The sequence below is a fragment of the Cephaloticoccus primus genome (assembly GCF_001580015.1).
GTDB lineage: Bacteria > Verrucomicrobiota > Verrucomicrobiia > Opitutales > Opitutaceae > Cephaloticoccus > Cephaloticoccus primus.
Genome location: NZ_LSZQ01000030.1, coordinates 74384 through 101321, shown reverse-complemented (window position 1 = coordinate 101321; position 26938 = coordinate 74384). Strand labels below are relative to the sequence as shown.

Sequence of the window (26938 nt, the reverse complement as noted above, 5' to 3'; positions counted from 1 at the left end):
GTTCCCTCGTCTCGCCTACGATCTCCAAGCTTGACTGAACATTGCCGACTTCCGGTCAGGGAGTTCATTCAACTGTGCGGCTTGTTCGTCGGGCGGAACGCCCGACAGCAAGCCGCACAGTAAATGGCAGGGGACACCGTCCCCCGCCCCCCCGCGCAGGGGTTATTGGGCGCAGCGTCGTTGCTGCTGTGCGCAGTCCCTGTCATGAGGTGTGGGTGTGCGCTAAATCGGTCTTGGATTTTCGGGGAGTGCGCCGCAGCGTCGGTGCTCCATGAAGATTTGTTGTATAGGAGCAGGTTACGTTGGCGGGCCGACGATGGCGATGATTGCGAAGCAGGCGCCGGATATCGAGGTGCGCGTGGTGGACATGAATGCGACGCGCATCGCCGCGTGGAACTCCGAGGTGCTGCCGGTCTACGAGCCGGGGCTCGATGAAATCGTGAAGGAGTGCCGCGGGCGAAACCTGTTTTTCTCGACTGAGGTGCGGGAGGCGATCCGCGCGGCGGACATCATTTTCGTATCGGTGAATACGCCGACGAAGACCTATGGCGTGGGTGCGGGGCGGGCTGCCGATCTGCGCTTTATCGAGTCGGTCGCCCGCACGGTGGCCGAGGAGGCGACCTCGCCGAAGATCATCGTCGAGAAATCGACGATCCCGGTAAAAACCGCCGGGACAATCAAGACGATCCTCGCGGCGAATGCGCGTGGCGTAGCCTTCGAGGTGCTGTCGAACCCCGAGTTTCTGGCCGAGGGCACGGCGGTCGCCGACTTGCTGGCGCCGGATCGCGTGTTGATCGGCGGCGAGCGGACTCCGGGCGGCGAGCGCGCGCTGCAAACGCTGGTCGATATTTACGCGCGCTGGGTGCCGCGCGAGCGGATCGTGACGACCAACCTGTGGTCTTCGGAGCTCTCGAAGCTGGTCGCCAACGCTTTTCTGGCGCAGCGGATTTCGTCGATCAACTCGATCTCTGCCCTTTGCGAAGCGACGGAAGCGGATGTGGACGAGGTCGCCAACGCAATCGGCAAGGACAGCCGGATCGGGCCCAAGTTTCTGAAAGCCTCCGTGGGCTTCGGCGGCTCGTGCTTCCAGAAGGATATCCTGAATCTCTCTTACCTGTGCGAGCACTTCGGGCTGCCCGAGGTCGCCGAATATTGGCACAGCGTGGTGGCGATGAACGACTGGCAGAAGCGGCGCTTCACGACGCGGATCGTGCAGGCCTTGTTCAACACCGTCGCCGACAAGCGAATCGCGGTGCTCGGCTTTGCCTTTAAAAAAGACACGAACGACACGCGCGAATCGGCGGCGATCAATGTGTGCCGCGACTTGCTCGGCGAGCGTGCACAGGTCGTCGTCTACGACCCCAAGGTCAGCGCCGAGGAGATTCGCCGTGATGTCGGTTGCGCCGATGCGGATGGCGCCCGCCTGAGCGTGGCCGCGAGCGCCTACGAGGCTTGCGAAGGCGCACACGCGGTCGCCGTGCTGACGGAGTGGGACGCGTTTAAGGCGCTCGACTTTGAGAAAATCTACGCGGGCATGACCAAGCCCGCGTTCGTCTTCGACGGGCGCAACCTGCTCGACCACGCGGCACTCGCGAAGATCGGCTTCCGCGTCGAAGCGATTGGCAAAGTAGTGAGCCAAGGGCAGTAGGCGGCCCTGCGCGGGCTAGCGGCAAGCGGTGCCTGCACCCATTTACTGTGCGGTTTGCATGCCGTGCGGAACGCACGGCATGCAAACCGCACAGTTGAATAAGCCCGACCAAAGGTCGGGCGGAAAGGCGGGAGGCTGTGAACCCATTGGGGCGGATTTTTGGGGTTAACGAGTAAACGCTAGCCGGACGCGGCCCAACGAGGCCGCGCCCATAAAAAGGGTCGAAGACCCTGTCGCAACGCGACAGGGAGAAGTCCCTTAAGTTTGCGATTTTGGGCGGGCGCAAAGCGCACGGGCAAAATCGCAAATTGAATGGGAGCAGGCACCGCCTGCCGCTCCACGCGCAGTGGTGGCTGATCTCCGTCAAATGCCGAGGGGCGATTGGTAGAGCCGCGGGACGCGTTTGGTGATCGAGCAGAGAATTTCCCAAGGGATGGTGTCGGCCCAGCGGCTGAACTCGCCGATGTCGATCTGTGCGCCGCCCTGGGTGCCGATGAGGACGACCTCGTCGCCGCTGCGGACTTCGCCCAGTGCGCTTACATCGACAATGGTTTGATCCATCGTGACGCGGCCGAGGATCGGGCAGCGCTGGCCGTCGATCAGGACTTGGCCGCGATTACTGAGCGCGCGCGGAATGCCGTCTCCGTAGCCTGCGCACAGGACGGCTACCCGGGTGTCGCGGGTGAGCCGGTGGCTGCGTCCGTAGCTGATCGTGGTGCCTGCGGGCAGGTGTTTTACGATGCCGATGCGCGTGTGAAAACTGAAGACGGGCTCGGTGCGCACTTGCGTGAGGAGCGCGTGCGGCGCGGGCAAAATGCCAAACTGGAGCAAGCCGATGCGCACGGCATTAAAGGGGCGGCTCTCTTCGGGCAGGGTTCCGAGGCCCGCGCTGTTGTCGGCGTGGATAAAGAGCGCGTCGCGCAGCGGGCCGACCTGCCCTTCGCAGCGCGTGAGCGCGTCGAGGAAGTTCCTGCGCTGCTCGGCGGTGAAGGCGGGGTCGTCATCCGGGCTGGCGAAGTGCGTGTACAGGCCCGCGAGTGCGAGATGCGGGGCGCGCTGGATCTGCGCGCAAAGGGCGGGGGCTTGCGCGTGCCACACGCCGAGGCGGCCCATGCCGGTATCGATCTTGAGGTGAACTTTAATCCGGCGGCCAAAGCGCTGGCCCACGGCCTCGAAGCGCGCCACCTCTTCCGGCGTGGAGACGGTCGCGGCGAGGTCGAGCTCGCAGAGCAGGTGGTCTTCCGCGGGGAGCAGCGGGCTGAGGACGAGGATCGGCCAACCGGGCCCGAGCTCGCGCAGTTGGGCGGCCTCGGTGACGTTGGCGACGGCAAAGAGGTCTGCGCCGGAGTGCATCATGCGGGCGGCGGCATGGTGCAGCCCGTGCCCGTAAGCATCGGCCTTGACGACGGCGACGTAGCGCATGTGCGCGGGCAGCGAGGCGCGGATCAGCCGCAGGTTGCGCTCAAGCGCGGCGAGGTCGATCTGCGCCCAGCAGCGGTGCGAGTGGTGGGGCGTGGTGGCGGCGGTCGCGCTCATGGCTGCGTGGCAGGCGAAGCGGGTGCGGGCGCGGTTGGCTGGCGCGCGCCGCTCGGCGCAGCGGGTGCGGCTGTCGCGGGCGCGCGGTGGATTTGCGGTGCCCACGTTTTGTAGCTGGGCGCGTGGTGAAAAAACGCATCGGGCTCGGGTGCGGGGGCGAACAGGTCGGCATCTTGCAGGGCGGTTTTCGCAAAAAGCGCTTCGAGGTCGTAGGCGACGGTCGCGAGATCTGGCGGCGGGCTCGACCAGTGGCGAAAGCCTTCCGGCGTGGCGCAGCGTGCACCGCTGGCGGCCCGCGTGGCCAGCTCGCCGCTGGGGATCTGGCGCAGGGGCTCGCCGAGCTGTTGTGCGTGCCAGTGCTCGCGCCGCGCGTCGACGATCAAGGTGAGCTCGGGATCAGCGAGCGCGTGGGCGAGCAGGGCGAGGCTTTGGTAGCGGTAAACGGGCGCGCCGCCCGGGCGCAGGGCGCACCAGGTGCGAATCGCGGTTGCGGCGCTGCGAATGCCGAGGATGGAGCCGGGGCCTTCGCAGAAAACGAAGGCGCCCACGTCGCCAATGCTGCGCTGTGGGCCGGCGGCAGGCGGGGGCTCACCACTTCCGGCGGCCGCCGTGGATCCGGCGTCGGGAGTCGCCGCCGCGCTGGCTGCGCTCGGGCGGCGCGCGCCGAGCAGCGTTTCTACGTTCGTGAAAATCGCCTTGGTGGTTTCGCCTTCCGAGCTCGCCCAAAAGGCTTCCCGCTCGCTGAGCCAGCCGCCCTGCACGCGCGCGCTGGCGGCATCGAGAACGAGGAGCGTGCCATGCGCGGCGAGGAGTTGGGCAAGGCTGGGCATTATTGGCCGAGGACGAAAGGTCGAGGTCGTCCCGCGCGCAAGAGTTTGAATCGGGCATTGACCGGCTTGAGTGGCAAAATACTAATCGCCGATTTTCTCAAAAGACCAGCCGCCCAACATACTTGTGAACGTCCAACTCAACTCCCTAACCGACACCCGTAAAACCTTGGTCATCTCGCTGAGCGCAGAGGAAGTCGCCACTGAACATAAGGCGGTCGTGGGCGAGTTTGTGCGGCAGGCGCGGCTGCCCGGCTTTCGCCCCGGGAAGGCCCCCGCGGCGATGATCGAGCGGCGCTTCGCCAAAGAGATCGCGGGCGAGCTCCAGCAAAAAGTCGTATCGCGCGCCTACGAAACAGGCCGTGAGCAGGAAAAGCTGGACGTGTTGAGCCTCGTAAATGTGGAGCCCGGCGAGATCAAGCTGGGGGCCGAGGCGACCGTCACCGTGACCGTCGATGTGCGCCCCGAGTTTGCCCTGCCCGAGTACACGGGGATCGAGGTCAAAGTCCCGGCCAACGAAGTCAGCGCGGAGGAGGTTGAGGAAGTGATCGAGCGGCTGCGCGGGGAGCGCGCCGAGTTTAAGCCCGCCGAGCGCGCCTCCCAAAAAAGCGACTACGTGAAGCTCGCTTACGAGGGCACGGTTGAGGGGCAGGCCATCGTCGAGCTCGTGCCTGAGAAGCAAATTTACGGCAAAGTCCCGCAGACTTGGGTCGAGGTCGAGAGCGAGGAGGACGGCATCATCCCCGGACTCGGCAACCACATCTCGGGGCTAAAAGCGGGTGAGAAAAAGACGGTCGAGATCGAGTTTCCCGCAGAGTTTGCCACTGCGCCTGCGCTCGCGGGCAAGAAGGCCAGCTACGCGATCGAGATCCTGGAAATCCGCGAGCGGATCTTGCCCGAGATCGACGAGGCCTTCCTCAAGTCTTGCGGCGGGGTCGAGAGCCTCGACGAGCTCAAGAGCCAGGTCTCCAAAGACATGGCAGAGGAGAAAGACCGCCGCATCCAGAGCTCCAAGCGCGCTCAGGTGATGGAGGCACTCGCGGCGAAGTTGAGCTTCGAGCCGCCGGAGTCGCTCGTCGAGGGCGAGACCCAGCAGGTGCTGCGTCAGGTGATGAGCGAGAACCTGCGCCGCGGTGTGTCGCCCGAGACTTTTGAGCAAAACAAGGAAGAGCTCTACGCCAAGGCGCGTGAGACCGCCGTGCGAAACGTGAAGCTCCAGCTCGCGCTCGCCCGTATCGCCGAGGCCGAGAAGGTGACGGTTGAGAACGAGGACATGCAGCGCTACGTCATCAACCGCGCCATGCAGACGCAGCAGTCGCCCGACAAGGTCGTGCAAGAGCTGACCAAGGACCGCGCCGCCGTGCGCGATCTCCAGCAGCGGATCCTCTTCGACAAGGCGGTTGACCTCATCGTCTCCAAGGCGACCGTGACCACCTTTTCTGCCGAGGAGGCCGCCGCTGTCGCCGCCGCGAAGAGCTAAGGGGCGCCGCGCCTGGCGAAGCGGCTCGCCTCCGTCCTCCCGCCCCCCCAAGCGCTCGCGCGCCGTCGAACCGTCCGAGTAAACTCGCCCGCTTCTCAAAACCGATTCTACTACAAACTGTGAGCTACTACGTCCCCATCGTCCTGGAAAACACTGGCCGCGGAGAGCGGTCGATGGACATCTACTCGCGGCTCCTCAAAGACCGCATCATCTTCATCGGCACGCCGATTGATGACCAGGTCGCCAACCTCGTGATCGCGCAGATGTTCTTCCTGCAAATGGAAGATCCCAAGCGCGACATCCAGCTCTACATCAACTCGCCCGGCGGCATCGTGACGGGCGGCATGGCGATCTACGACACGATGAACTTCCTGCAGTGCGACATCGCCACCTACTGCCTCGGGATGGCCGCAAGCATGAGCACCGTGCTCCTCGCCGCAGGCACCAAGGGCAAGCGCTACGCGCTGCCCAACAGCCGGGTCATGATGCACCAGCCCAGCGGTGGTGCGGGCGGCCAGACGGCCGATATCTCGATCGCCGCCAAGGAAATCCTGCGCTGGAAAAGAACGCTCAACGAAACGCTCGCCAAACACACTGGAAAGGGCGTCGAACAGATCGCGAAAGACTCCGACCGCGACTACTACCTCGATGCCTACGAGGCGCGGGACTACGGGCTCGTCGATCACGTCATGGAGTCGACGAAGGACGCCGCCGCTGCTGCGGCCGCGCAGCCGTCTCCGCCATCGGCGGCCAAGGCGAAAGGGGCTGCCGCATAATGCGCGGGGGAATCCGCACCCTGCACGACGCTCCCGCTCCTTTCCCTGAATTTTCGACACGGCTCCAGATGGCTCCTGCCCTGCCTCTTCTCGCGCGCGGAAAACTGATCCCCTCCCAATGGCCAAATCCTCTCGTATGACCCTCTGCTCGTTTTGTGGAAAATCCCAATCGGAGGTGAGGAAACTCATCGCTGGCCCGGGCGTGTACATCTGCGATTCCTGCGTTTCGCTGTGCAAGACGATCATTGATCGCGAGTTCATGCAGGCCAATACGGCCACCGCCGCTGCCACGGCTGGCGAGGTCAAAGCCGGGGCTGAGCACCCCTTTCGCCTGCTCAAACCTGCCGAGATCAAGAAGACGCTCGACGACTACGTCATCGGTCAGGAGCACGCCAAGAAGGTGCTCTCAGTCGCCGTCTACAACCACTACAAGCGACTCAAGTTTGACGCCGAGAAACAGGGAGAGGCTGGTGCCAGTCTGGAGCTCGCTCCGGAGTTGAGCGAAGTCGAAGTCGAGAAAAGTAACCTGCTCCTGATCGGCCCCACCGGCTCGGGAAAAACCTTTCTGGCGCGAACGCTCGCGCGGGTGCTCGACGTGCCCTTCGCCATCGTCGATGCGACCACGCTGACCGAGGCGGGCTACGTGGGCGACGACGTCGAAAACGTCGTCCTGCGCCTCGTCCAGAATGCCAACTACGACGTCAAGCGCGCCGAGTGCGGCATCATTTACATCGACGAGATCGACAAGATCGGCCGCAAGACCGAGAACGTCTCGATCACGCGCGACGTGTCGGGCGAAGGCGTGCAGCAAGCCCTGCTTAAAATCCTCGAAGGCACCGTCTGCAACGTGCCCCCACAAGGCGGCCGCAAGCACCCGAACCAAGAGTACCTGCACATCAACACCTCGAACATCCTGTTCATTTGCGGCGGGGCCTTTGCGGGCTTGGGCGACATCATCCAGCGCCGCCGCGGGCAGCGCTCGCTGGGCTTTGCTGCCGCAGCCAGGCGCGAAGAGCTCGCGCTCACGCCCGAGGAAATGATGAAAGCCGTAGCGCCCGAAGATCTCGTGCGCTTTGGCATGATCCCCGAATTCATTGGCCGGCTGCCGGTCGTCTCCGTCCTCGATCAACTCTCGGTCAAGGATCTGGAAAAAGTCCTGATGCGCACGAAGAACGCGATGGTAAAGCAGTACGGAAAGCTCTTTGCGATGGATGGGGTGAAGCTCAGCTTCACGCCCGATGCGGTGAAGGCGATTGCCGAAAAAGCCGTCGTGCTAAAAACCGGTGCCCGCGCCCTGCGCTCCATCATGGAAGGACTCATGCTCGACGTGATGTACGAGATCCCGCACGACAGCGGGATCAGCGAAGTCGTGATCGACGCTGCCGTGGTCGCCGGCCGCCGCCGCGCCACGCGCAAACGCAGCGTGCCAGCGGCCAGCCTGCCGGCCCCCGCGACGGCCTCCGACCCGACCGCTCCGCCCGCCGACCCGAGCATCCAGGTCGCCGCGTAAACCCGCGCGCAGCCTCAGCGGCGCGCGCCTCGCGGCAAGGCCCTCCACTTGCCGCGCTTTTCCAAAAAACTTCCACTCCGACGGCGGCTTCTCCTTTGGTGGGAGCTGTGCAAGTCACACATCTTCAGGAAGAAGGGTTCTGCTTGGGCGATTTCTTTGATTAGCCCTTTAATGTTCTAAGTTGTAATTAGAACTTAAGGAGTCTAGTTTGCCAGACGATGAAATCTCCGGTTAGCACACCGATCCAGCTCAAGATGGTACTGCGCAACTTGCGGCGAGCGCGCGGAGTTTCACAGCAAGAGCTCGGGAAAAAACTTGGTGTCAGCCAGAGGCGGATTGCCGCGATTGAAGCCGCGCCCGAGCGGGCCAGCTTTGATCAGGTGGCGCGACTGTTTGCGGCGCTGGACGCCGATCTTCTGGTGAGCGCGCGCACGCCAAATCCGGACGCGGCAACCCTTGACTGGTAACAGCCATGGCGACAACAGCAGCACTTGGGATCTGGATGAACGGCTTACGTGTGGGGCGCTGGGTGCTCGCCCGGGGCACACACCGCCTGGAGTACGATCCAGCTTGGCTGGCCTCGCCGATAGCGCGGCCACTTTCACTTTCGCTACCGTTACCGCTAGCGGGAGAGGTAATCAGCGGCCCGCAGGTTGCCCACTATTTTGACAATCTGCTGCCTGATTCGCCGGAAATCCGGAATCGCGTGCGCGCGCGATTTGCTGCCGATTCGCTGGCAGCCTTTGATCTGCGAAGGCGATTGGGCGAGATTGCGTGGGGGCCGTCCAGCTACTGCCGGAGGCCGAGCAGCCGCAAGGCTTTGGCCGGATTGAGGGGGTACCCCTCAGCGAGGGGGCGGTTGAGCACATCATTGCAGCGAACCTTTCGCCAGTGGGAAGCATAGGTGGAGCGCCGGAAGATGACTTCCGGATTTCTATCGCTGGGGTGCAGGAGAAAACGGCTTTGCTTTACCATGACGGCCGCTGGCAAAAGCCATTGGGAGCGACCCCGACGACGCATATTCTGAAGCTGCCGATGGGGCGCGTCGGCATACTGGGAGTGGACATGAGCCACTCGGTGGAGAACGAGTGGTTGTGCTTGCAGCTTATACAGGCAATGGGGCTACCGACCGCGAAGGCTGAGATGCGTCAGTTTGGGAAACGCCGAGTGTTGGTGGTTAAGCGCTTTGATCGGCGTCTGCACGAAGGATGGATTGCACGAGTCCCGCAGGAGGATTTCTGCCAAGCACTCGGTGTGCCGAGTTCACTCAAGTATGAGTCCGACGGAGGCCCGGGGATGCGTGATATTTTGCGAGTGTTGGACTCCGGTGCGAAAGCGGCCGTCGATAAGCAGCTTTTCCTGAAAGCGCAGATGGTATTCTGGATGCTGGCGGCGACAGATGGGCACGCGAAAAACTTTTCGATATTTATAGGAGCGGGTGGTCAGTACCGGATGACGCCGTTTTATGATGTGTTGTCGGCTTGGCCTGTGATTGGCCGGGGAGCGGGCCTTTTGGACTTCCGGAAGGTGAAGCTGGCGATGGCAGTGCGCAGTAAGAGTGCGCATTGGAAACTTTCGGAAATCCGCGCGCGGACTTGGGATGTGACAGCGCAGGCTGTGGGTTTGGAGGCGGAACGCCTGCTGCATGAGATCACTTTGACTGCGCCGCGTGCGGTGGAAAAGGTCGCAGCCAAGCTGAATAGCGGGTTTCCTGCCGAGCTGAGTGATTCTGTTTTTGAGGGTTTTCTGAAAATGGTCCGCACAATTTAGCCAGAGGGAGCGGCGAGCGGTGTGAGCTTGCTTGAGGACACAAAAAAGTCCCGGTGGTGCAGGCCGGGGCGAATGGAGGCCGAGGGATGGCAGTTCGCTATGCGAGAATGGTCCGAACTTTTGCGAGGACGTGGGCCAAGGTACTTGGGGAGACGCTTTCAATGAAGCGGGGGCGGCGTGCGTCCAGATCGACGGCGCGGACCTGGTCGCAACGGACGATGCCGGCTGTCTGCGTGCCTTGTAGCTCTACGGCGAAACCGACACGCCGCGCGAAGAGGCCGCGATTGGTAATGGGAGCGACGAGTGCGGAGTCGGTCTTTTGGTTAAAAAGGTCGGCGGAGATAACGAGGACGGGGCGGCGGCCTCGGGTCTCATGGCCTTCGGTGGGGGCGAGGTTGGCCATGTAGATTTCGCCGCGCTTGATCATATGAGCTCTTTCCCGACCGGGGGCGAGTTAAGCCACTGGTCATCTTCGGAGCTTCGTGCTGCTCGTGAGTAGTCACCTGCGGCGAGTAACGTTTCGAGAGTGTAGTGAGGCGTGGGTTCCTTTTCGGGTCTCACCAGAATAGCTTGGCCTTCGAGATCCACGGAGAGCGTAGCACCGGGCTTTATGCCAAGTGGGGCACTGAAGGCGGAGGGAATCGCAAACATCAGTGCGCCGTCGATTTCTCTGACCGTGGCAGTGGGCATGGGTGGAGGATAGGGGCCAGAAATACCTGAGTTGCAAGGTTGGGGAACAGGAATTGCGGGCACTGACTGACTTTCCAGAAACACAAAAAAGCCCCGGTGGTGCAGGCCGGGGCTTTGGGTGGCGGGGCGAGTTGGCGCTTTGTTTTTACTCGTGTGGAAACGTGTAAATCGGGCGAGGCGCCCCCGTGGCGGACAGGCTTTCAGTTCGGGGCTTACCAGTGGGCGTAGTCGTTTTTTTCGAGGGAGCGGGCGAAGGCGACGAGGAGGGCGACGGTGTGTTCGACGTCGGTCAGGTCGACCATCTCGCTGGGGGTGTGCATGTAGCGCAGGGGGATGCTGACCAGGCCGGTGGCGACGCCGCTGCGGGCGATTTGCACAGCGCGTGCATCGGTGCCGGTGGGGCGCGGGTCGGCTTCGATCTGGTAGGGGATTTGCGCCTGTTGGGCAGCGGCGCGGAGGCGGGCGAAGACTTTTGGGTTTATGTTGGATCCGCGGCAGAGGATGGGGCCGCCGCCGAGTCGGAATTCACCGTACTTGCGGTTGTCGCAGTCGGGGTGGTCGGTGGCGTGGCCGACGTCGATCGCCACGGCGATGTGCGGGGCGGCGGCGTAGCTGGCGGTGGTGGCGCCGCGCACGCCGACTTCTTCCTGGACGGTGCCCACGCTCACGACTTTGGCGGCGAGGGGGGCGCGGTCTTTTTCGGCGGCGAGGCGGCGTAGGGTTTCGCCGACGGCGTAGGCGCCGACTTTGTTATCAAAGGCGCGGGCGGCTGCGACGCTGCCGTTGATGAGCTCAAGCTCGTGGTCGTAGGTGGCGACATCGCCGATCTGCACGCGGGCGAGGGCTTCTTCTTTGGAGCGCACGCCGATATCGATCCACATCTCGTGCCGCTCGGGGACTTTGCGGCGGTCTTCTTCGCTCATCAGGTGGATGGCGCGCTTGCCGGTGACGCCGGGGATGGTGCCTTGGGCCGTCTGGATGCGGACGCGGCGGCCGGAGATCACGGTGCGGTCGTGACCGCCGATGGTGTCGAAGTAGAGAAAGCCTTTTTCGTTGATGTAGGTGATGATGAGGCCGAGCTCGTCGAGGTGTCCGGCGAGCATGAGGACGGGGTCGCCGCCGGGGTTTAGCGTGGCGAGGCGGTTGCCGAGCGCGTCTTTGGCGTAAGTGTCGGCGGCGGGCTGGACGTAGCGGTCGAAGACGGCTTGGGCCTCGGTCTCGTAGCCGGAGGGCGAGCGCGAGGCGAGGAGCTCGGCGAGAAAGGGCGGGACGGAGTAGGGGGGCGTGGGGGCGGTGCGGTTTGGCATGAAGTAGTGGGGGGCTGGGTTGGGTTGGTTGATTTGGAAAACGACCAAGGGCTTCGGCTCGCGCCTTGGCGTGTTGAGGCGCTCGGCGCGCGGGCGTTGGCGTGGCGCGAGCTGGGTTGGTTTTCGCTTAGCCAGCGGCGTTGATTTGCTCGGCGATTTCTTCGAGCGGGTAAGTGAAGATTTCGGCCAGCGTGGGGTGATACCAAGGGGCCTTGAGCATGTCGAAGACGGTCGCGCGCAGGGCGAGCGCGGCGGAGAAGCAGTGGATGAGCTCGCCCGCGTCGCGCCCGACGATTTCGGCACCGAGGAGGCGGCCAGTCTTGGGCGCGGCAAAGAGTTTTACGTAGCCGCGAGTGGCTTCGAGCAGGATGGCTTTGCCGTGATCGGCGAAGGGATAGCTGGCACTGAGGTAGGGCGTTTTGGCGTCTTTGAGGGCGCGTTCGCCGAGGCCGATTGTGGCGAGCTGCGGATCGGTGAAGACGACGCTGAGGTGGAGTTTTTCGTCGATGGGCTTGAGCGGGGTAGCGGCGGTGCTCTCCGCAGTCTTGGCAGTTTTGGTTTTCGTGGTTTTGGCTGTGCTCGGGTTTTGGTGGATGTGGCGGACGGCGAGCTCGGCCTGCTGGATGGCGAGGTGCACGATTTCGTGCGGGCCCGCGCAATCGCCTGCCGCGTAGATGTGGGGTGCGCTCGTTTGCTGCCAGCGGTTGGTGCGGATGTGGCCGGTAGGGGCGGTTTTAACGTCTGCGGCGGCGAGGTTGAGCGCGGCGGTGTGCGGTGTGCGGCCAAAGGCGTTCAGGCAATGGAGCGCGTGGCGGGTTTGTGCGGCACCGCCGTGCTCAAACTCGACGGTGAAGCCGAGCTTGCCGGTGTCGCGGCTGGGCTCACGCGTCACGCGGTGGAGTTGGGTGCCGGTGATGATCTCGACGCCTTCGTCGCGCAGGGCGCTTTCGATGACGGCAGCCGCTTCGGGCGAGTGCTCGCGCAGGAGCTGGGCACTGCGCTGGATGAGGGTGACGCGGGAGCCGAGGCGGGCGAGGAGTTGGGCAAGCTCGCAGGCGACGATGCCGCCGCCGAGGACGATCACGCTCTGGGGGAGGCTGTCGAGGTTGAGGACGTCGTCACTGGTCCAGCATTGGGCCTGGGCGAGGCCGGGGATGGAGGGCGTGGAGACGTGCGAGCCGGTGGCGATGAGGATGTGGCGCGCGCGGATTTGCTCTTCGCTTTCGTTGTCGAGCTGAAGGGTGTGGGGATCGACGAAATGGGCGTGGTGGCGGATGAGGGTGAAGTCGCCGCTGTGGAGCTGCTCCTGGCGGTAGGCGGCGAAGTCGGCGATGATCCGGCGCTTGCGCGACTGGATGGAGAGCATGTCGGCCGCGGGGTGGGGGATGCGCAGGCCGAGGCGCGAGGCGTGGCGGGCTTGGTGGAGCGTGTCGGCGACGTGGAGGAGCGTCTTGGAAGGCATGCAGCCGTTGAGGATGCAAAGGCCGCCGAGCTCGCACGCGCCGTCGATGAGGGCGGTTTTCAGGCCGAGCGCAGTGGCGGTGCGGGCGGCGTTGTAGCCCGCAGAGCCGCCGCCGAGGACGGCGAGGTCGTAGGGGGCGGTGGGAGGGGATGCGGCGTTTTTGGCGGGCATGGGAGGTACAGGGATTTGGGTAAGCGGTGGGTGTTTAAGGGTGAAGGTAAGGGTGAGCGATCGGGCTCATGGCTGGCCTAGCGGCCGCGGCCAAAGAGCATGATGTGGATGGTCTTCAGAATGATGGCGGCATCGAGGCGAAAGGAGAAGTGGCGGATGTAGTACAGGTCGTATTCGAGCTTGCGCAGCGTGTCCTGGAGGTTGGCCCCGTAGGGGTAGTTGACCTGGGCCCAGCCGGTGATGCCGGGCTTGAGGAGGTGGCGAAAGTGGTAGCAGGGGATCTCGGTCTCGTAGTTTTGGACGAGCTCGTCCCACTCGGCACGCGGGCCGATCATGCTCATGTCGCCGAAGAGGACATTCAGGAGCTGGGGAAACTCATCGAGGCGCGTAGTGCGCAGGAGGCGGCCAATGCGGGTGATGCGGGCATCGCCGGGGCGGGTGTATTTGTCATCGGCGTCGGTGGGCGCGCGCACGCGCATGGTGCGCAGTTTGTAGAGTCTAAAGGGGCGGCGGTTTTGGCCGATGCGGGTCTGGGTAAAAAGGACGGGGCCGCGGTCTTCCAGCCAGATGGCGAGCGCGCACAGCAGCATGAGGGGGAGTGCGAGGAGGAGCCCGAGGCTGGCGAGAAAGATGTCGGTGAGCCGCTTGATGTGCTCGAAGATGGGCTCGCGGGCGATGGCGAAGCCTTCCTGGAAAGGCCATTTGTGGTCGAGGCGGTGGAGGCCGACCTTGCGCCAGTAGACTTGGTGAAAGAGCTCGCGGGTGTAGATGGGGACGCCGTCGAAATAGATTTGCGCGAGGCGATGGGCGAGAGGGGCCGGGAGGTCGGTCTGCGGATCGTCGCCCAAGATGATGGCGTGGAGGCTGAGGGTCTCGCTCTCGACCTGGCCCAAGAGGGCGGCGAGATCTTGCGGAGGAGGCGCCAGCGGTGGGAGCGCTGCGTCGGGAGCTGTGGCCGTGGAGGTATCGGTGCTGAAGTCGGGATTTTGAGGCGGGCGTGTTGGAGCCGGTGTGTTTTTCGGGGCTTCTGCGCGGTCAGTGTGGGCGAGGAGGAGCGGGTGGCTGAGGCCGGCCTGAAGACACTCGGTCTGGAAGGCTCGGCAAGTGTCGGGCGAGCCGATAAAGAGGAGGGGGCGGGTCTGGCGGAGTTTCCTGAGTTGGGAGTAGGCAAGGCGACGGTAGGAGAGGGTGAGCGGGGCGAGTGCTGCGAAGGAAGTGAGGATTACTCCACGACTGGCGGTGAGGTCGTAGACGGCAGGGCGAAAAACGAAGAGGATCAGTAAGGTGCCGAGGAGTGCGCAGAAGTGGGCGATGAGGTGCTGGCTCGCGTAGTCGAGGCTGAGCATGTCCGCCCGGGTGTTGTAGCCGTCGATCAGGTAGAGCGCAGCGATGGCAAACAATGCCGGCCAGATAAGCGGCAGCAGGGTGGGGGCGGTGAGGCCGCGCAAGTGGAGTGCGAGGTTGAAGCAGAGCGCGACCGAGAGCGTGTCAAGGGCGAGGAGGCCGAGGGTGGATTTGCGGAGATTTGCCATGCGGTGTCAGGGCGTAGTCACTGGCCTAGGTGCTGTTGTGCGGAGTTTTGTTTCTCGCCAATGTCAGCGGGAGCGGGCGCGGGTGCGGACGGGAGAGCGGTTGGTGCGGAGCCGTCGACTTCGGCCAGCAATGTGCGCCAGGCGGCGAGGGCGTGTGCGAAGGCGTGTTTTTCGGAAAACGCCCGAACGGAGAGCCGCATCGCTTGGCGGCGTTCGGGGGCGGCTTGGGCGAGCTCAAGAATGGCGGTGGCTGCTGCGGCGGTTTCGTCGCGAGTGAAGCTGAGCCCGATATCCGCAGCGGGGATTTCGCTAAAGAGACTGGCGCGGCGCGGCCCGATAAAGAGCAGCGGGCGCGAGACTGCGGCGATGCCGTAGAGCTTGCTGGGCAGGACGTAGGATTCGCAGCCGGACTTTAGCGTGACGAGGTGAAGGTCGCCGGTGGAAAGGCTGGTGCTGAGCTGGGCGCGCGGGACGGGGGGGAGGAAGTGGATGTTAGTGAGCCGGCGGGCTTGGGCGATGGCGCGGAGCGGGGCTTGCTGGGCACCACGGCCGACGAAGGCGAAGACGATTTGCGGCTCGTCGAGCAGGGCGGCGGCGATGTCGAGGATGGGTGGCAGGTCGTGTACGCGCCCGAGATTTCCCGAGTACAGGACGACAAACTTGTCGGCGAGCCCCCAGGTTTTCTTGAGGGCAGCGGTTTCGGCGGCGGGAGCTTCGCAGAGCTCGGGCAAGGCCCAGTTGGGGATGCTGTGGATGCGCTGCGGCGGGACGCGTGCTGCGTGGAGGACGGCGGCCATGTCGGGCCCGAGCGTTACGCAGGCGTGGGCCTTGCGCCACGCGGCGTCGCGCAGGGGGCGCAGAGCGCGGAGCCAGCCTTGGCCGCTTAGCTCGATGGCGATCTCGGGATAGATGTCTTGCACCCAGTGGATGATGTGCGCGCGGCGGAGCCGCAGGAGCGGCGTGGCGAGTGCGCCGAGAAGCGGCGGGTCGGTCAGGAGGATGACGGTGTCGCCTCGGCGTGTGTGGCGGGCGAGATGCAGGAGCGCGGCAGCCGTAAAGCAGGCGAGGTCAAGGGCGCGCGCCAGGAGCGAGCGGGAGTCGCGCCGGATCGGGCCTACGCGGCGGATATTGACACCTGCGCGCGTTTCGCGGCGCGGGAGGGGCGCGCGGCGGCTGGTAACAATGGTGACGTCGCGGCAGGCGGGGGGAGAGTCGGAGCCGGATGCGAGGGCTTGGGCGAGATCGGTCAGGAGCTGGCTGGTGGCGGGCTCTTCGGGCCAGTAAAAGCGGTTTACAAAAATGAGGCGCGACATGGTGGTGGGGCGCGGCGAAGCGGAGTGTGCGGGCACTTTATTTAGCGTTTGGCTTTCGCTTCGCGGAGGGCTTCGACGATGAATCGCTCGTAGTGCATGAGCAGGCGGCAGTAGCGCAGCCCCGGGAGCCCGTCGAGGAAACCGCGCCGCAGGATGTATTGATAAACGAAGCGGAGCTGCGGGCGGAACGGCAGGTGGAAGGCGAAGCGCTGGAGCGTGCGGCGACGGGTGAGCCTGTCGCGGGAGAGCAGGTCGCGCAGCCGTGGCGGCGGGGCGCTGCGGCGCTGGGCGAGGTGCGTAGCGACTTCGCCCGCTGCATAGCGACGATGCTTGGCGAGCCAGTGGGGTTCGGGCGCGGCAGAGAGATCGTGCAGGTAGCTCGCCCGCAGAGTCCCGATCCGCAGGCCGGGAGCTTCGCGTTGGCCGTGGCCGACCTGGATGAAGCGGAATCGCGCGGCGTGGACGAGGCGTGCCTGGTAGCTCGGATAGTCGGTGCAATGCGGGATCCACCGGCCTCGGAATATCATGCGCGGGGCAACATAGTAGCCGTCGTAAATGGCGGGCGAATCCGGAGGCGGGCGGCGTGTTGCTGAGGCGGTGCCGCCAGGAGGTCCCAGGTCTTTCTGAGCTATCTCACAGCATTCGCCCCATAGCTCGGGAGTCATCTGTTCGTCGGCATCGAGATGCAGAAGCCACGGATGGCGGAAGGGGATTTTCTCGTGAGCGAAGTTGCGCTGTTGGGCGAAGTTTTCGAAGCGGTTGGTAAACACGCGTGCGCCATGCTCGCGGGCGATATCCGCAGTGCGATCAGTCGAGCCGGAGTCGAGGACGACGATGTCGTCACATTGGCTTAGGCTTGCGAGACAGCGAGGCAGGTTTCCCTCCTCATTGAGCGTCAGGATGACGACCGAAATCATGGGCGGGTAATTACAGCGCGGCAGGGCGTTAGCGCGGGTGTGGCTTCGTCGCTATCCCCGCCCTGTGTTCAAGATAAGTCAGGTGCGCGTAGCGGATCGCCGCGAAAAGCAGCATCCAGAAAATGAGGCGCACTGCGGTGTTTCCAAAGGGAAATTCAAGCCACGCATAGAGCAGGATAAGCGTACAGCCGCCTAGCAGATAGGTCGTGATCGCGTTGCGGCGGAGTTTTTGGCGAAATGCCAAAAACGGGGCAACTGCGCACAACATAATGAGAGCAGAGCCTATGGCACCAAACTCGGCCAAGGTCTGTAACCAGTCGTTATGCGCATCGCGATAGATGACCGGGAGCCGATCGGCGCGCCCGTAGGCCTGTGTGTTGTAAATCTGGAAAGTGTGCGGATAGGAGGCCATACCCCAGCCGAAGGGGAGCCGGTCCTTGGCCATGTGCCAAGTATCGCGGTAGAGGGCGACCCGATGGTTTTGGAGCTTACTCCCGCTCAGGGAGTTGATGTCTGTCTGCGTGCTGCGGAGGCGCTCCTCGATTTGAGGCTTGGCGAGGTCGTAGCCCACAAAGAGCAGCAGGGCGAAGGCGAGTGCAGCAAACACCGCAGGCAGCGGGCGCCGCGCAGGCGGGCCATCATACCGCTTCCAGAAAATACGAAGCCAGTGTACCGTACCGATGAGGAGACTAAGCAGTACCAGGACGGTGCAAGACCGTGAGCTGCTAAGCGGGGTGGTGATCGCGAGTGCCGCCACGACAGCGAGAACATACATGGCTGGAGTGCGCACCAGCTCCCGCAGAAGATGACGGTGTAGATAATGCGCGAAAAGCCCAAGCGCGACAGCGAGCATCAGCACGCAGAAACTGCCCCAGTGGTTGTGATAGATAAACGAGGAGAAAAAGCGGGGTTGAGGCGATGGTACCAGATTGAAGAACAAACCAGTGGCTCCACTGAGTTTCTGGAAGCTGCCAAAGGCTGCGAGTAGCAGAGCGTTGGTGAGTAGCGCAAAAAAAAAGCGCCGCAGTACGCGGCGACTTTGGGGTGCAAGAAGTAGATTGAATGCGGAAAGGTAAAAACTGTTAAAGAGCCAAAGCGGAATCAACGCTGAAGGCGGGTGGGCGGCACTCGGAACCCAAGAGGAAATTCGATTGGCAATATAAATCGGCGCCCCCTCGAAAGAAGAGATACGAAAACCCGGAAAAAAAAGAGAAACGAGGATAATTAGGTTAACCCCGAGAAGAGGAAGGAGGGATAAGAGTATACGCCGAACTGCAGGTGCTGCCGAAAGGTCATTATACCAAATCCTGCGCAGATTTAAAACCAACAGCGGCAACGAAAGAGACGCCCAAGCAGCCAGGTAAGGCTTTACCCAACCCGCATTTCCCCCGAAAAGCCAGGTCGCCGCAACAAAAAGAACACCAACATGCAACAACACCAGCGATTCAATTTTTTTTTGAGGCATAAGTTTAATGCAGCTGAGTGCTTCTTATGTGTGTAATCTGCCAGAAAAATGGGGCCCAACTTATGTGGGAATTTCTAAGAGCTTTCACTCAGGAGGCTCTCGTAGTCAGCTAGATGTTGGTCTGCGATAACTGAGTCATCTAACTTGAGAGTTGCCGCATGTGCTGTGGCCCCGATTTTTTGACGAAGGTCTGGGCTATTCAAAAGCAGGAAGAGGGCATCCGCCAGTTTTTGTGCATTACCCATAGGAAACATTAAGGAGTCAGTACCTGGATTGAGGTAGTCTTGAAAAACGGGTAAATCACTGGCGACTACAGGTAAGCCACTCGCCATGGCTTCAAGTATAGAAATTCCATGAGTTTCTCCCTTTAGTGCCTCACTTGGATAGCAAAAAATTGTAAGTTCACTATAAGCTTTTGCTAGCTCTTCAGGATTAAAAATGGGAGTTTTGATTATTATTTTTTTTGAACTCCAGAGTTTAGGGGCGAGCGAGTACAGCTGCTGTGTGTACTCCTCTCCTCCACCTCCAAGGGCTACGTCAGTTGGGCCACGCAGTACCAGCTGCCAAGGTTGGCCTGAGGCGGCTGCACCCGCAGCCTGCCTCTCTTCAAGAATCAAGGCTGCACGCACTAATGTATGCACACCTTTTTCAGGATGTATCCGCCCGAAAAAACCCACCTTCAGAGGCTCGAGAGCGCTATATGCTTGATTTTCTGTTAGCTGGAATTGAGTGACATCAATTGGATTGGGAATCAGTTTTATACGTGGTGCCAGCTTCGGTGCTTGAGCTTTGGCCGCGTCGGCAATTGTACCAGTGGGGACTTGGATGCGTGCTGCATGTCGATACCAATTTAACTGACCCTTGGGGTAGCGATTGAGGTTGATAACAAGCTTCCCAATTCCTTGGCGGAGGTAAGGGGCGAATATTGGGAGTGCTATAGTATTGGTGATGAGTATGTCTGCTGGAGGAAGAGTCCTTAATACACGACATCCCCAACGAGCATCAAGTAGAAGATTTTTCCAGAGCCGTGAGCGATAATCGGCTCCAGGAATGCGGATAAGATGCACGCCATTCCGGTATTCCTCATCTGGCCAGTCATACCAGCAACGTGAAATAAGAGTAACACTATGCCCTCGTTTTGCGTAGATCTGAGCAAGTCTCCACCACATTTTTTCGGTGGCACCCCCTTTCTCTGGAGGCATCGGTAGAAAAAAGCCATTAACAATAGTAATTTTCATGGAGAATAACTTCTGCGTCGCCCAAGTAATTGATATGGTTATATATTCTGGAGGCATGATGTATTCTATGGTTATGAAAGAATACTTAGCTAGGCAGGGTTCCTAGTGCGGCAAGTAGGCCGGCCGTGGCATTTTGGTAGTTGAAGGATGCGGCATGCGCTTGGGCTGCAAGTCCCTTTTGGGCGAGTTCAGCTCGAGAAAGATTCAGTACTTCACGGAGGGTCTGGGTGAGGTGGGCTTCATCGCCGGTATGAAAAGTCCAACCCGTTTTCCCCTGGACAACCAGATCAGGGTGGCAGCCAACACGATCACTTACGATTACAGGCCGCCCGAGGTGCATCGCCTCATTGACAGCGAGTCCCCAAGTTTCACTTTCTGACGGAAGTACTAAAACGTCGCCAAGCATATAACGTGTTGGCATCGCAGACTGATTCGCAAAGGGTAGAAAATGTACATGGATTGCTAGCTCTCCAGCTTGAGCGGCCATGTTTTGAAGTTGAGATAGTAGCTCTCCATCTCCAGAAAATATAAGGTGGGTGTTCGGGTGGTCTGAGGCAATTCTAAGAAAGGCTAGGAGTAGTAAGCATGGATTTTTGACTGCGATCAGCTTTCCGGCGAACAACAGGACTGTTGCTTCTTCGGAAATATTGAGCGAAGCGCGTAAGGCTTTAGCCTCTAATGCGCGCTTTGATGTAGGGGAGAAATGTTCAATATCCACGCAGTGGGGGCAAAGGAAAAGTTTTCTATGAGGAACCCCGCAATAGCGAAAGTAAGCGATATTGGCTTTCCCAACAGGAAGAAAACTGGAGAAGCGAGAATAAATAAACCTTAGGGCCAGTCGCTTTAACCCTTGGGGCGGTTTATCTCTGAGTAAAGTAGAATCTCCTCGAAAAAGTAGCGGTGCAGGACGGCGCAGAATGATGTCCAAATGAGTCCAGTAATTATAACCAAAGAGAAGGACTGCATCAGGTGCGAAGTGTTTCAGTTTTTCATATAAACTCGGGTTACGTAAGCCCCTGAAGTGATGGCTTCCTGGGGCTTTAGCCAAATTAGGGACAAACTCGTGGCTATAGCCCGAAAGTAGGTCAGTATCCCAGGAGAAAACTTTCCCAAATTCTCTGTCTCTGATTGGGACTGTCCCTTGGCGATTTAGATAGAAAACGCGTAATTCTAGGGATGTGTATTGTGTCAGGTATCTAAACCAGGGAGAGTAGTATTGAATTGGATGTGAGACTACTATAGCAAGACGAAAACTGGAAGCAGATTTAAAATCAATAGTTTGTGGCGTCATGCGCTGCTGCGTGTTTTGGAAGGATCTGCTTTTGAGGAGAAAATATGAAATGCCATTGGTACTCCTATACAAATGACCATTGCCTGAAATAGGGAGGAGAGCCAAGTCACTGCCACTTGTTCCACTTGAAGGGACCAGGCAGTTAATAGGATGGATAGAATTCCAATGAAGGAGAACTGTGGGGCCTGTGTAGACGCATGTGCTAAGCGATTTAGGCCAAATCCTAGAAGGGCTGCAAGTGTTATAACCCCGATATATCCAAAGTTGATGTAAGCCTCTGCCAGCATGCCAAAAGCAATACTCACTGTAGAGGGGTTGTCTGGGCTGACTAAGTCAAAGTAGAGGCTGAGCCGTTGATTGCTAATTAGCGCAATTGGTTTGTTTTTCCATAGAATGCGTGGAACTAAAAGCGCAGGTATGTCAATATAGCTTTCTCCTCCTAGGTAGGGTTGCTCACGTGGAACTCTATCTACAGAGAGACAGAGCATATGAATAAGTGATGCTCTGTCAAATATCGTATCTTGTTTTACATGCGTGTCTTTTGCTACTCTCTCTGCTTGAAGGCCATAGCCAATCCATTCAGCGAAATACAGTGGGAGTTGATTTATTTCTATTTGCTCAGCCCGGCCTCCTCTTGCGTTGTCTACCCAATACTTCTGGCGCATTTCTCCCTTTCCTAGATGCAGCAGGGAAATTATAGGGAGGAAAATAACAAGTGGCAGCCAAGGGAGGCTGCGCCGGGACATGCTATAAGATATGATTGCTAGAGCGACGATAGAAATCCCCCAAATTAGATAGAGTGAGTAGAAGAGTAAAATAACCTGGAAGCAAATATTGAGTAGGAGGAAGGTTTTCTGCCAAGGAGACATTAACCCGAGTCCCCAAATACGAGAGGATATAAAGATGCTTAATGTTCCTATGCCAAAAAAAAGCGCCCCTAGAGCTCGAGAAAGCTCTCCCGGAATAGCCTGAGTGAAAGTGGTTATATATATATGGATGTTGCTTAGTAGGATGCCAATGGGGATGTATTTGTAAATACCTGGAGGGACTAGTGGTAGCGTCATGAGGCGAGATAGGTGCGGACGACGTTTCCATGAGGAGAAGCAGAAACTACCTACTAGAATATAAATAATGACTAATCCGCTGGCTTTAATGATAACACTCTCGGGGTAGAAACGCAGTTCCCTGTGATGTGCGAGCAGTGGAATCGCATAGAACGGGATACAGGTGAGCATCCCTATCTCAAATGCAGGGAACCACGTGCGACTCTGCTTGGCCCAAAGTAGAGCCGGACGACTGGCAAGTGCCATGATCGCAAGCCCTAAGATAGTTTGTATATCTATCTCCCATTGGTTTTTATTAATAAACCAGAAGCCGACTGTTATGACAGTGAATAGTCCCCAACGGTAAAGTCGGCTTGAGGCAAGAAGATTGCCTATCAGGGTGGGTTGCCCCAGGATTGAAGCAGGGTTGCTGCGCGACATGGGTTAAGGCGACAGGGGTTAAGGAGGAGGTGGTGGAATTAGGCCTCGGGCGTATGGACAGCTTGTTCGAATGCGGCGTTTATACGAGATGTCATATCGGAAGCGCAGTACGGTTTAAGTCGCTCTTGGCTTTTTGTTGGATACTGCTGATAGCCTTTTTTGATAAACCACTCATTATAAATTATTTCTGCCAGATTTCCCCTCTCTTCTTTTCGGGTGAATAATGTGAATCCGTAGCTAGATACAATTCCCTGTTCTTTTGTTATTTGAAGCATTATGCTATCTTGATGTGCGACGGTGATTAGAGGTTTTTGGGCAAATAGATAGGGGAATATCTTGGAAGCACTATAGCTGGGCTCATCAGAGCCAAGGATCATAAGTGCATCAGCCTGTGAAAGGTAATAAAGGGCTTCGAAGTAAGGTACGCGATAACAATGCTCGGTGATATACTGGCCAATATTTTCCCTTTCAGCAACTGGAATTACCCAGTTTCTCCCAAGAGGAGGGGGGGAGTAGTCTGTACCGATAAAGTGAAATCGTATTTTTTCTGCCTCTTGAGGATGGCTTTTTTTATAGAGCGAAAATGCTTGGAAGAGTAATGTAAGCGAGTATTGCATGCCTTCTACTACTCGCCCTGTATAGACAAGATTTATTAGGCCTTCTCCCTGTGGGAGTAGAGACCGTTTGGGGGGATTGGCTTTGGCCAGTTCAATATCTCCTGGTTCTGCGCCAAAAGGGATATGGTGAATGTTAGATGGCTGTAGGCGTGGGTAGCGGGCGCAGAGTGACGGGCCATAGAGGTTTGAAACCGATATGATTGCTGCGGCATTTGCCACAATGTGCGGCTCCAGTCGCCGCGCTTGCCATTGGCTAAATGCGTACTTGAGTTTGCCCCCAGGGGGAGCGTTTCCAGTAGCTTGATAGTAGTCAGTAACCCAAGGGTCATGGTAGTCCAGCACGTAGGGGACACCAAACTTTTTTAGCCATCTCGGGCCGAGTGAGAAACTTCCGAAGACAGTGGTGCTGAAGAAAACGAGATCAAACGCTTCCTTTCTTAAAAGTTTATCTCCTGCCTTTATCAGAGCACGCCCACAGCGAAGCCAGAGCGAGCCAATGCCAAATCGACGTGTGAGTTTGGGCGATATGCCGCGTACTCGCACCACGCGAATGTCGGCGGGGTAGGTCTTTTCGAGCAGGGGCTCAAGGACGGCTCCTTCGATCGATTCAGGTGCAACAGCGAGCACGGTCGGTTCCCAGCTGTATTGGCGCAACCAAGGTAGGAGCAGCCGCACCCGCTGCATGTCAGCAGTATTTGCCGGGGCAAAGTGCGGACTGACTATAAGGACTCGACGCATGTGAATTAGGAGCAGGCAGAGGTAGAGGTTGCTTACTTTAAGTAATAAATGTCTGCTGAGGATTGCGTAGCAGTCATGGGATTATACTTACCCAGTAGATTTCCCTATTGTGTGCTCTACTAAGCGTAGCAAGCGGGGGGCTTCCTGCTCCCAGCTATAGCGTGTTTCGGCAAGGCGTCGGGCAGCCTGCTGTTGGTGATGTAGCTCCACCGGATTGGCTAAGAGAGAGTCAAGCGCTGCAGCGGTCTGTTGTGGGGTGTCCAGTTGGTTAAGGAAAATGCCTGCACTTGGAGAGTGGGCCAGTACTTCCAGTTGTCCTGCTGTGGGAGTTGCAACGATGGCCAAACCAGCTCCTAGGTATTGGAGAATTTTATTAGTGATTGTAAGATCTCGACTAAGGGGGTGAAGCTGCTCCAAGGCGAGGCCAATGTTGTGCTGCGCAATGACCGAGGGGAGCTCATCAGGAGACACAAGCGGGTGAAGGCTCACGCGTGAGTGAAGAGCGACAGGGAGCAGCGAGAGTAACTGCTCTTTATAGCTTTGACGGATTTGGCCTAAGAGTGTGAGCCTTGAAGGATATTTTACTAATGCATAGGCAGCAAGAAAGGGCTCCAGCCCTCTTCCGGGGCCGATAGTTTGTGAAAACCAAAAAAAAGAAGGTGGGTTTTGCTTCTGCTCGCTCCGATCGAGCAGTGGCGGGAGGGGAAATGAGTTCGTTACTACGGTAGGGCGGTTTCCTCCGTAGCGGTTTTGCAGGCCTTCGGCAAGAGCTTCCGAGGTAGTCGTTACATAGGCTGCCTTGTGCAGTAGTTCCGTTTCATTACGACGCAAGAGCTCGAGTGGCCGAGCGGCACGTTCACTGTCAAGGAGATCCTCGCTATGCCAGTCTTCGATATCTGCTGCCACTGTTCTTCCTTCTGCGATGAGCTGCAAACCCACCCAGTGAGCGGCCTCATTGTGAGCAATTGTAAGATCAGCGGGGATTTTGCGTGCGGCTCGCAAAAGTGCGGCAGCGGGTCCTAAGGCCTCTGCACTCTGCAGGCGGAGACACTTCGCCAATTCACGGGAAAGTCGTTGCTGCCCTCGCCGAATGAGTGAGAGGACTCGTGGCGGCCCAAAGTTCCCTTCTCCCAACATATCTACCCACACATGCCTGAATGGAGACTGCGCAGCAATTCTCTCGTCGATTTTGGTCGAATCAAGGCGGTTTCTAACTCCCAGTACAGTAACATCGTAACCAGCATTCCCAAGCGTTGTCGCTTCCTTTAAAACTCGCGGACTCCGACATAGGTGTCCGGTGGTAATGATGAGAATTGTGAGTTTTGTCACAGACACTTAATGGGAGTTAGCCGAAGCGGTTCCGCAGGAACTGGAGACGGCGAGCGTTGCGCCACCCAATGAGTCTAGCGACTTGGCCAACCCAGTTGGGCGCTCCGATGGGAGTATCGTCTTCCGCGCCAAGAGCGCGTGCCGCTTGTTGGGCAGCCAGTGCAAGTTTCGGCTCCTCAGGGTAGAGCTCACAAGCGAGTCGGCGCCAGCCGAGTATCGCAGCGGACCGACTGCGTGGTGAGGCGTCAGCCGCGAGCAGGTGAGAAATTGTGAGTTTCTCAGAGGAGTAGAGCGACCTGAGGGCTCGGGCGGTACGACGGCGGCTAAGGCTTGTCGTAATGTCAGAGCGATAGTGAGCCCGAGCGTCGGGTGTGCCAATCAAGCGCTGTGCGCACAAAGCAACTCGTGTGAAATATTCACCGTCGTCATTGAGTGAAAGCCTTTCATCCCAAGGGCCAGCTCGTTCGCAGAGTATACGGGGAGTGAGCCAAGCGCCGGGCTGAATCATTGAGTGGGTTTCGAGTTTGAGTTGTAAAAACTCGATACCCGTTTGAGCATGATAAACTGCTTCGTTTTCGGCCCAAGTTGTTTGCTCAGGATGCTCGATAAAACGCCCCCACATACCCATCGCTAAAGTGAGTGGGGGGTGCTGCGATAGTATTTGCACTTGCAGCGCAATTTTACCGGTGGCGAGAAGATCGTCGGCATCCAAATATTGGATGAATTCGCCGCGAGAGAGCTGCAATGCATGATTACGCGCGGCAGCAGCGCCCGCATTCTTTTGAGAGGTCACATGAATTTTTTCTGGAAACTCTCCTGCAATTTGACGTGCCAGCGCTAAAGTGTTATCGCGTGAGCCATCATCGACAACGATAATTTCACAGTTTGGGTATGTCTGCGCCAGGGCGGAGCACAGCGCATCTTTAATCCACCTTTCAGCATTATACGCAGGGATGAGAATACTGACTAACGGAAGGCTCACGAAACAGTGGAATTAATAAGCTTTCGGTTGTTTTGCGGTACACCAAAACGCCGCCAGTTGTGTTGATAGTACCAGCGTCTTGATTCGGCGACATAGTGATGCATCACGGCTTCACAACGGAGTGCTTCTGGGGGCTCGGGGCGGATGAGGTACTGCTTTTCGTCGGGAACAATACATGCACGCCCAGCGAGAAGCATCGCGAGAAGGGCTTGCTCCTGATAATATGAGGGGCCCTGGCGTGCGAGCAGTTCGCGACACCAGTACTCCATCTTGTCCCAATCAAAGTCTTCGCTACGCAGTCCAAGCAGCCCGGCGTTAACGCGTTCAGGTACACTGGAATACCCGGAAAGCTCGGCCAGCATGTTTAGCGGGTAGCCGTAAGCATTGGCAATATCTTCAGCACGCAGAGGGCACTGCGGATTATCATACCAATTGAGCAGGCAGTCCGGCCTTTTGAAGAACAGCAGGTCGGAGTCCATCTGCAGTCGATAGCCTGTTTGGCCAACATGCAGGTCTAGAAGTTTTTTGAGGTGCGGATAAGCGAGTCGGCGTGCGCGAAGAGACGGATAGCGATTTTGAGGAAGATATTCGTCGAGCCGTGCGAGCGATTCTGCAGCAGAAACCACATGTAAACTAGGGAAAATTCGCTGAATCGGCTCAATATATATTTTTTCAAGGCTGCCATCATCAAAGAGAGTAGGAGACAACGGCCGCTTTGAGGCGGCAGCAAACGACCACAGGCAAAAGGCAGTTTGATACCAGTAGTTTTTTCCAGTCAGAAAATACAGCGTAACAGGCGCACCGTGCCCTTGAGGTGGTACTGGAAGCTTGTAAGCAGCAGCTTCCATTTCGCGT

The 26938-nt window shown here is 59.1% G+C and carries 23 protein-coding genes and 1 pseudogene; 7 read left to right on the top strand and 17 right to left on the bottom strand.

The features are described from left to right. Positions 1-271 precede the first annotated feature (271 nt). Positions 272-1648: a UDP-glucose 6-dehydrogenase gene (locus AXK11_RS04080; RefSeq protein WP_068629579.1), complete on the top strand. Its 1377-nt coding sequence runs from the start codon at positions 272-274 to the stop codon at positions 1646-1648. A 363-nt stretch (positions 1649-2011) separates the two neighbouring features. Here the strand turns inward: AXK11_RS04080 and alr are convergent, their stop codons facing one another. Beyond that, a complete protein-coding gene (alr, locus tag AXK11_RS04075; protein ID WP_068629618.1) occupies positions 2012-3184 on the bottom strand; it encodes an alanine racemase in 1173 nt (390 codons plus the stop codon). After that, positions 3181-4014, bottom strand: a complete 834-nt coding sequence (locus tag AXK11_RS04070; RefSeq protein WP_068629577.1) for a hypothetical protein — start codon at positions 4012-4014, stop codon at positions 3181-3183. The genes alr and AXK11_RS04070 overlap by 4 nt, the downstream gene beginning before the upstream one ends. Positions 4015-4138: 124 nt before the next feature. On the opposite strand from AXK11_RS04070, the gene tig reads away from it, so the two are divergent. The 6 genes and pseudogenes from tig to AXK11_RS10005 all read left to right on the top strand — a co-directional run bounded on the left by tig (position 4139) and on the right by AXK11_RS10005 (position 9547). Beyond that, positions 4139-5491, top strand: a complete 1353-nt coding sequence (tig, locus tag AXK11_RS04065) for a trigger factor (protein WP_068629575.1) — start codon at positions 4139-4141, stop codon at positions 5489-5491. A 119-nt stretch (positions 5492-5610) separates the two neighbouring features. Next, the gene (locus AXK11_RS04060) at positions 5611-6267 is read left to right on the top strand and encodes an ATP-dependent Clp protease proteolytic subunit (RefSeq protein WP_068629573.1); all 657 of its coding nucleotides are present in this window, start codon (positions 5611-5613) and stop codon (positions 6265-6267) included. A gap of 118 nt (positions 6268-6385) precedes the next feature. Beyond that, positions 6386-7777, top strand: coding sequence for an ATP-dependent Clp protease ATP-binding subunit ClpX (clpX, locus tag AXK11_RS04055; protein WP_068629572.1), 1392 nt, complete (start codon positions 6386-6388; stop codon positions 7775-7777). A 218-nt stretch (positions 7778-7995) separates the two neighbouring features. Next, positions 7996-8244, top strand: a complete 249-nt coding sequence (locus AXK11_RS09390) for a helix-turn-helix domain-containing protein (protein WP_082780870.1) — start codon at positions 7996-7998, stop codon at positions 8242-8244. A gap of 5 nt (positions 8245-8249) precedes the next feature. Next, positions 8250-8486 (top strand): annotated as a pseudogene (locus AXK11_RS10360) (HipA N-terminal domain-containing protein); the annotation flags it as partial. Between the two features lie 65 nt (positions 8487-8551). Further along, complete coding sequence (locus AXK11_RS10005; protein WP_231865750.1) at positions 8552-9547, top strand: HipA domain-containing protein; 996 nt, start codon at positions 8552-8554, stop codon at positions 9545-9547. A gap of 97 nt (positions 9548-9644) precedes the next feature. Here AXK11_RS10005 and AXK11_RS04040 read toward each other — a convergent pair whose 3' ends face one another. The 15 genes from AXK11_RS04040 to AXK11_RS09695 all read right to left on the bottom strand — a co-directional run bounded on the left by AXK11_RS04040 (position 9645) and on the right by AXK11_RS09695 (position 26931). Continuing rightward, on the bottom strand, positions 9645-9974 hold the full coding sequence (locus AXK11_RS04040; protein WP_231865749.1) for a type II toxin-antitoxin system PemK/MazF family toxin: 330 nt from the start codon (positions 9972-9974) through the stop codon (positions 9645-9647). Further along, positions 9971-10237 (bottom strand): AbrB/MazE/SpoVT family DNA-binding domain-containing protein, encoded by a 267-nt coding sequence (locus AXK11_RS09705; RefSeq protein WP_156469190.1) that lies wholly within the window; start codon positions 10235-10237, stop codon positions 9971-9973. The genes AXK11_RS04040 and AXK11_RS09705 overlap by 4 nt, the downstream gene beginning before the upstream one ends. Positions 10238-10449: 212 nt before the next feature. Beyond that, positions 10450-11544 (bottom strand): M20/M25/M40 family metallo-hydrolase, encoded by a 1095-nt coding sequence (locus AXK11_RS04035; RefSeq protein WP_068629614.1) that lies wholly within the window; start codon positions 11542-11544, stop codon positions 10450-10452. 127 nt (positions 11545-11671) lie between these two features. Beyond that, on the bottom strand, positions 11672-13177 hold the full coding sequence (locus AXK11_RS04030; RefSeq protein ID WP_068629568.1) for a dihydrolipoyl dehydrogenase family protein: 1506 nt from the start codon (positions 13175-13177) through the stop codon (positions 11672-11674). Between the two features lie 77 nt (positions 13178-13254). Next, positions 13255-14709: a sugar transferase gene (locus tag AXK11_RS04025; protein ID WP_068629566.1), complete on the bottom strand. Its 1455-nt coding sequence runs from the start codon at positions 14707-14709 to the stop codon at positions 13255-13257. A 17-nt stretch (positions 14710-14726) separates the two neighbouring features. Beyond that, a complete protein-coding gene (locus tag AXK11_RS04020) occupies positions 14727-16022 on the bottom strand; it encodes a glycosyltransferase family 4 protein (protein WP_068629564.1) in 1296 nt (431 codons plus the stop codon). Between the two features lie 41 nt (positions 16023-16063). Further along, a complete protein-coding gene (locus AXK11_RS04015; protein WP_068629562.1) occupies positions 16064-16939 on the bottom strand; it encodes a glycosyltransferase family 2 protein in 876 nt (291 codons plus the stop codon). Between the two features lie 28 nt (positions 16940-16967). After that, positions 16968-18404, bottom strand: coding sequence for an O-antigen ligase family protein (locus tag AXK11_RS04010; protein WP_082780869.1), 1437 nt, complete (start codon positions 18402-18404; stop codon positions 16968-16970). A 74-nt stretch (positions 18405-18478) separates the two neighbouring features. Then, positions 18479-19699 carry a glycosyltransferase family 4 protein gene (locus AXK11_RS09385; RefSeq protein ID WP_082780868.1) on the bottom strand — a complete coding sequence of 407 codons (1221 nt, stop codon included), beginning with the start codon at positions 19697-19699 and terminating at the stop codon, positions 18479-18481. A 28-nt stretch (positions 19700-19727) separates the two neighbouring features. Then, complete coding sequence (locus AXK11_RS09380; protein WP_082780867.1) at positions 19728-20933, bottom strand: glycosyltransferase family 4 protein; 1206 nt, start codon at positions 20931-20933, stop codon at positions 19728-19730. Beyond that, positions 20930-22417: a DUF8712 domain-containing protein gene (locus AXK11_RS09700; protein ID WP_156469189.1), complete on the bottom strand. Its 1488-nt coding sequence runs from the start codon at positions 22415-22417 to the stop codon at positions 20930-20932. The genes AXK11_RS09380 and AXK11_RS09700 overlap by 4 nt, the downstream gene beginning before the upstream one ends. A gap of 38 nt (positions 22418-22455) precedes the next feature. Next, positions 22456-23718 carry a glycosyltransferase gene (locus tag AXK11_RS09375; RefSeq protein ID WP_269446593.1) on the bottom strand — a complete coding sequence of 421 codons (1263 nt, stop codon included), beginning with the start codon at positions 23716-23718 and terminating at the stop codon, positions 22456-22458. 141 nt (positions 23719-23859) lie between these two features. Next, positions 23860-25101 carry a glycosyltransferase gene (locus AXK11_RS09370; RefSeq protein ID WP_156469188.1) on the bottom strand — a complete coding sequence of 414 codons (1242 nt, stop codon included), beginning with the start codon at positions 25099-25101 and terminating at the stop codon, positions 23860-23862. A gap of 16 nt (positions 25102-25117) precedes the next feature. Next, a complete protein-coding gene (locus AXK11_RS03990; protein WP_068629551.1) occupies positions 25118-26083 on the bottom strand; it encodes a glycosyltransferase family 2 protein in 966 nt (321 codons plus the stop codon). Next, on the bottom strand, positions 26080-26931 hold the full coding sequence (locus AXK11_RS09695; RefSeq protein ID WP_197456793.1) for a hypothetical protein: 852 nt from the start codon (positions 26929-26931) through the stop codon (positions 26080-26082). Before AXK11_RS09695 ends, AXK11_RS03990 begins: the two co-directional genes overlap by 4 nt. Positions 26932-26938 lie beyond the last annotated feature (7 nt).